Origin of the sequence: Rhodococcus sp. (in: high G+C Gram-positive bacteria) (genome assembly GCF_049286785.1) — a bacterium.
Lineage (GTDB): Bacteria > Actinomycetota > Actinomycetes > Mycobacteriales > Mycobacteriaceae > Rhodococcus_F.
In genome coordinates, this window is record NZ_JBAQEO010000084.1 from 1 (window position 1) to 5,083 (window position 5,083).

5 protein-coding genes are annotated in these 5,083 nt (G+C 65.9%); 1 reads left to right on the top strand and 4 read right to left on the bottom strand.

Annotated elements, in window-relative coordinates; all coding sequences use genetic code 11:
- From WAW17_RS03085 to WAW17_RS03100, 4 genes are all read right to left on the bottom strand, one after another.
- On the bottom strand, nt 1-506 hold a 506-nt coding region (locus tag WAW17_RS03085), incomplete at its 3' end, for a hypothetical protein (protein ID WP_422331550.1).
- 7 nt (nt 507-513) lie between these two features.
- Complete coding sequence (locus WAW17_RS03090) at nt 514-1,287, bottom strand: ABC transporter ATP-binding protein (protein WP_422331551.1); 774 nt, start codon at nt 1,285-1,287, stop codon at nt 514-516.
- 97 nt (nt 1,288-1,384) lie between these two features.
- Nucleotides 1,385-2,269 carry a DMT family transporter gene (locus tag WAW17_RS03095; protein ID WP_422331552.1) on the bottom strand — a complete coding sequence of 295 codons (885 nt, stop codon included), beginning with the start codon at nt 2,267-2,269 and terminating at the stop codon, nt 1,385-1,387.
- 53 nt (nt 2,270-2,322) lie between these two features.
- Nucleotides 2,323-4,698: an FdhF/YdeP family oxidoreductase gene (locus WAW17_RS03100; RefSeq protein ID WP_422331553.1), complete on the bottom strand. Its 2,376-nt coding sequence runs from the start codon at nt 4,696-4,698 to the stop codon at nt 2,323-2,325.
- 188 nt (nt 4,699-4,886) lie between these two features.
- Here WAW17_RS03100 and WAW17_RS03105 point away from each other — a divergent pair.
- A partial coding sequence (locus WAW17_RS03105) for a hypothetical protein (RefSeq protein ID WP_422331554.1) occupies nt 4,887-5,083 on the top strand: 197 nt, incomplete at its 3' end.

Here is a 5,083-nt window from a genome sequence, read left to right on the forward strand (position 1 = left end):
GCGCCGCCGGGTGACAGACCGTAGTAGTCGGCGAAGTTGTATTCCAGCACCGCCACGGGACGTCCATCGTCCGCAGCGGTGAGTGTCCGTCCGTCGCCGTCGGCGACCGCCACCGAGGTCAGCGCCGGCCCGCCCGCCGAGACATCGAGCCCCACGACGCGGCCCGGCACGCGAATCGACTCGTCCTCGGTCGACGCGTCGACCTGGACGTCGACAATCAATCGCTCCTCGGCAGCGGTCACCACGGACGGATCGGCGAGCGAGCCCAGCACCGCCAGCATCTCGCCCTGCCGGGCATCGAGTCCCTGGGTGCTCTTCACCCGCAGGTCGTACATCCCGGTGGCCGCGAACGAGGCATCGTTGCTGTCATAGCGCCACTGAGCGGAGCCGCTGAGCGCCGCATACAAACCGGTACCGATGGCGATCACCAACGCGATGGCCAGCACCTGCACCCATTTGCGTCGCAGGTCGCGGAGTGACCAGCGCAAAAGGAACAGTGGGCTCACAGCGCGCCTACCACCGCAGGTCGGCCACGTCGGCGACACCACCGGTGGGTGGGCCGTCGCTGACGATTCGCCCACCACTCAACTCGATCACCCGGTCTGCAATGCGGGAGATCTCCCGGTTGTGCGTCACCACGATCACCGTGTGGCCGGCACGCGCCTGCTGCTTCAAGACTTCGAGCACCTGCACGCCGGTGTGGTAGTCCAGGTCGCCCGTCGGCTCGTCGGCGACGAGGATCGGATTGCCGGTGGCCAGGGCCCGCGCGATGGCCACTCGCTGCTGCTCTCCACCGGACAGCTCGGACGGGTAATGCAGCCGGCGATCGGCCAGGCCCACCTTGGCGAGTGCCTCTTCCGCAATCGCCTTCGCGCCCCGGCGGTGGCCGGAGATCTCCACAGCACACTGCACGTTCTCCACCGCAGTAAGCGTGGGAAACAGGTTGAACGTCTGAAAGATGAAGGCGACCGTGTCCCGGCGCAGCCTGGACAGCTCGCCGCGGCCCGCCCCCGTCAGCTCACGTCCGGCGACGACGACCATGCCCTCGCTGGCCACGTCGAGCGCACCGATCATGTTGAGCAGCGTCGTCTTACCGCTGCCCGACGGGCCGAGCACCACCACGAACTCACCCTCGTCGATCTCGAGGTCGACATCGCGCAGCGCATACACGGCGCCACCGCCGACGTCGTAGCGCCGGGACACCCCGATCAGCCGGACCGCGGTGGGCACCCCCGGCCGATGCCCGGGATGCCGGAGTTCGACCGGTACCGACTCGACAGGGTCCATGGCCCAAGCATCACCGCGGTCGGTCCCCCGGTCCAGGGTCTTTGGTCATCCCGAAAACCCCACCGGAGGCGACGAGCCTGCTCCGAGTCCGGGCGAGCTACTCGGCCGGCACCGGCACGGTGGCCGTCTCCTCGACGGTGGCAGCTCCTCGAGCCAGCGCCACCGCTGCCATGATCACGGCGACGAGAGCCACCACCAGAATTGCCGTCACCTCCCGATCTGCGTCCAAATACTCACCGAGCACGACGAAACCCAGCATCGAGGCGACGAGCGGCTCCATGACGGTGGTGGCCGGCAGCGACGCCTGCAACGCACCCACCTGAAAAGCAGACTGCTGCAGCGAGACCGCGCCGAACCCCACCGCGATCAGCGCATACAACTCGAGCGAGGTGACGAGCGGTCGAACCCCGTCGCCGGCAAGATGGACCACTCCCTTGGTGAGGACCGCCGCCACACCGAACAGCGCCCCACCCGCCAACCCGAGCAGCAGCGCTCGCCGAGACCGGCTACCCGACCGAGCCCCCAGCAGACAGCCCAGGACGAAGGGAAGCCCGATCGCACAGACCACGATCCAATGTTTCGTCTCCGCGCGCTCCATTCCCGGTTTCGGATCACCGACCACCACGAGAACCGCGATCGCCGCGGTCAGCGCCGCAGCCCACAACCAGTCGGCACGTTTGATGGTGCGGCCCGAGAACCGGGCACCGAGCGGGAGGGCGAACAGCAACGACAAGACGAGCAGGGGCTGTACCAGCAGGAGAGATCCGAGACCCAGCGCCGCTGCCTGGAATGCGTATCCACCGATTCCCACGATCGTGCCCAGCCACCACACCGGCTGCCGGACCAGCGACGTGATCGGACCGAGAGCGCCCACCGCCTCGTCCGGAATCTGCGCCGCACTCCGATGCCGCACGACGGTACCGACGGCGATGCACAACGCAGCACACAGAGCGAACACCACGGCGAGCACGGAATGGTCCACGGTCTGTCACTGTATCGGTGCGAGCGCCACCTCGCTGCGCGCCGAGGCTTTCGCTAGGACAGATGCTTCGGCTCGGGATCCTTCTTGTGGGACCAATCGGACCCCACCTGTGCCTGACCGGAGTCCCGGCCCCCCGTACCGCCGCTGTCACCGCCTCGCCGGAGGGAGACGACGACGGACTTCGATGTGGGACAGTTACTTCCCAGCGCCGTGGAGTCGAGTGGCACCAGTGGATTGGTCTCGGGATAGTAGGCCGCCGCAGATCCCCGGGGCGTGTCGTATTCGACGATCCGGAAGTTCGGCGCGCACCGCACCCGGTCGTCGCCGTCCCAGCGGGTGAACAGATCAACCATGTCACCGTTGTCGAAACCCAGCGCGGCGATGTCGTCGTGATGCAGGAAGATCACGCGGCGACCGCCCTCGATTCCGCGGTAGCGGTCACTCAGCCCGTAGATCGTGGTGTTGAACTGATCGTGACTACGGAACGTCTGAAGGATCACGTGCCCGGGCGGCACCTGCAGCACTTCGATGGGTGACACAGCGAATTCTGCTTTACCGGAACGTGTCTGGAAGGTCCGGGAGTCCCGAGGCGGGTGCGGGAGTATGAAACCGCCGGGCCGCCGGACGTTCACCTCGTAGCCCTCGCATCCCGGCACCACTCGCGAGATGTGCGACCGGATGTTTGCGTAGTTGTCGCGCATGCCTTTCCAGTCCAGTCCGTAACGATCGCCGATCGCAGACTCGGCGATCCGCGTGATGATGCCGACCTCGGAATCGAGGTAGGGACTGGCAGGCTTCAACGGCCCCCGCGAGGAGTGGACCGCACACACCGAGTCCTCCACCGAAATGAACTGCGGACCGCTCTCCTGAACGTCCTGCTCGGTGCGACCTTTCGTCGGCAGGATCAAGGCGGTGTCGCCGCAGACGAGGTGCGACCGGTTGATCTTGGTCGAGATGTGGACGGTCATCCTCGTATTGCGCAGTGCCGCAGCAGTCACCTCCGTATCGGGTGCGGCCTGCACGAAGTTGCCGCCCAATCCGACGAAGAGATGCGCCTTGCCGTCCCGCATGGCCCGGATGGAGTCGACGGTGTCGTACCCGTTCACCCGCGGCGGATCGAAATTGAACTCCTTCTGCAGCGCATCGAGAAAGTGCCCCGGAGGACGTTCCCAGATTCCCATCGTACGGTCACCCTGCACATTGGAATGGCCGCGTACCGGCAGCAATCCTGCTCCCGGCTTGCCGATATTACCTTGCGCCAGAGCGAGATTGGCGACTTCCTTGATGACCGCGACGGAGTTGCGGTGCTGGGTGAGCCCCATCGCCCAGCAGAACACGGTGGCGTCGGAATCGCGCAGCAGGCGCGCGGCATCGGTGATCTGCTCACGCGAGAGTCCGGTCGTCCGGATCACGACATCCCAGTCGATGTCGGTGACGTGCTGCTTCCACAACTCGAACCCGGCGGTGTGCTGTTCGATGAACTCGTGATCGAGCGCGTCCCACTCGACGAGCAGGGCACCGAAGGCCTGCAGCAGGGCCAGATCACCGTTCAGCGCGATCGGCAGATGCATGTCGGACAGGTCGGTGCCGGGCCCCACCATTCCGCGCGGCGTCTGCGGATTCTTGAAGTTGACCAGACCCGCCTCACGCAACGGGTTGATCGAGAGGATCTTCGCGCCGTTCTGCTTGGCCTTTTCGAGCGCCGACAGCATCCGCGGATGGTTCGTTCCAGGATTCTGGCCCTGCAGAATGATGAGCTTCGCGTTGTAGACGTCGTCCATCGTGACGCTCGCCTTGCCGATGCCGATCGATTCCTGCAGCGCGATGCTGGTGGATTCATGGCACATGTTGGAACAGTCCGGCAGATTGTTGGTGCCGAAGGCGCGGACGAAGAGTTGATACGCGAACGCGGCCTCGTTCGACGCCCTGCCGGAGGTGTAGAAAATTGCTTCGTCGGGGCTGTCCAGCGCCTGCAGCTCACTGCCGATCAGCGCGTAGGCGTCGTCCCAGTCGATCGGCTCGTAATGGGTGCCGCCGGGCTTCTTCACCATCGGATGAGTGATGCGGCCCTGCTGGCCGAGCCAGTATTCGCTGTGACTGTCGAGTTCGGCGATGCTGTGACGGGCGAAGAACTCCGGTGTCGCGCGGTCCCGGGTCGCTTCTTCTGCCACAGCCTTGGCACCGTTCTCGCAGAACTCAGCGGCGTGGCGGTGGCCCGGATCGGGGTCGGGCCACGCGCAGCTCATGCAATCGAACCCCTCGGCCTGGTTCAGGCGCAGCAGCGTTTCCGCGGTCCGCACCACACCCATGCGCTCGAGGGAACGTTTCATCGAGACGGCAACTGCCGTCGCGCCGGCCGCATGGTCCTTCGGCGACTCGACCTCGAGATCGGACTCGTCGTAGTCCTGCTCTCGCCGCTTCCTTCGCATCCGTTCGACCTCTCGTTCCGGGATCGCGACCCCGCCCACCTCTGCTCGACGCTATACCGGTTCGTCGGGGCAGTCAGCGCCCGACGAGAAACGCTCAGTTCTTGCCCCCGTTGCCGTTGTTTCCGTTGCTCTTGTCTTTCTTGGGTTTGCTGTTGTCGTTCGGCAGGGGCGGATTCGGCAGGGGGGGAATGGTAGCCGGGTTCGGCACGGGTGCGCCCTCCGAAATGGGCGGCACCGAAACGGGCGGCGCGGGAACAGAAGCAGGGGCCGGCACACCGACGACGCTGGAGACTGAAAGCGACGTGGGCGTCGGACTCGCGCTCGTCGCCGGATCGAGGGCGGGTGCCGTGTTGCTGTCTCGACTGCTCGCCGCCACAGCCAGCAC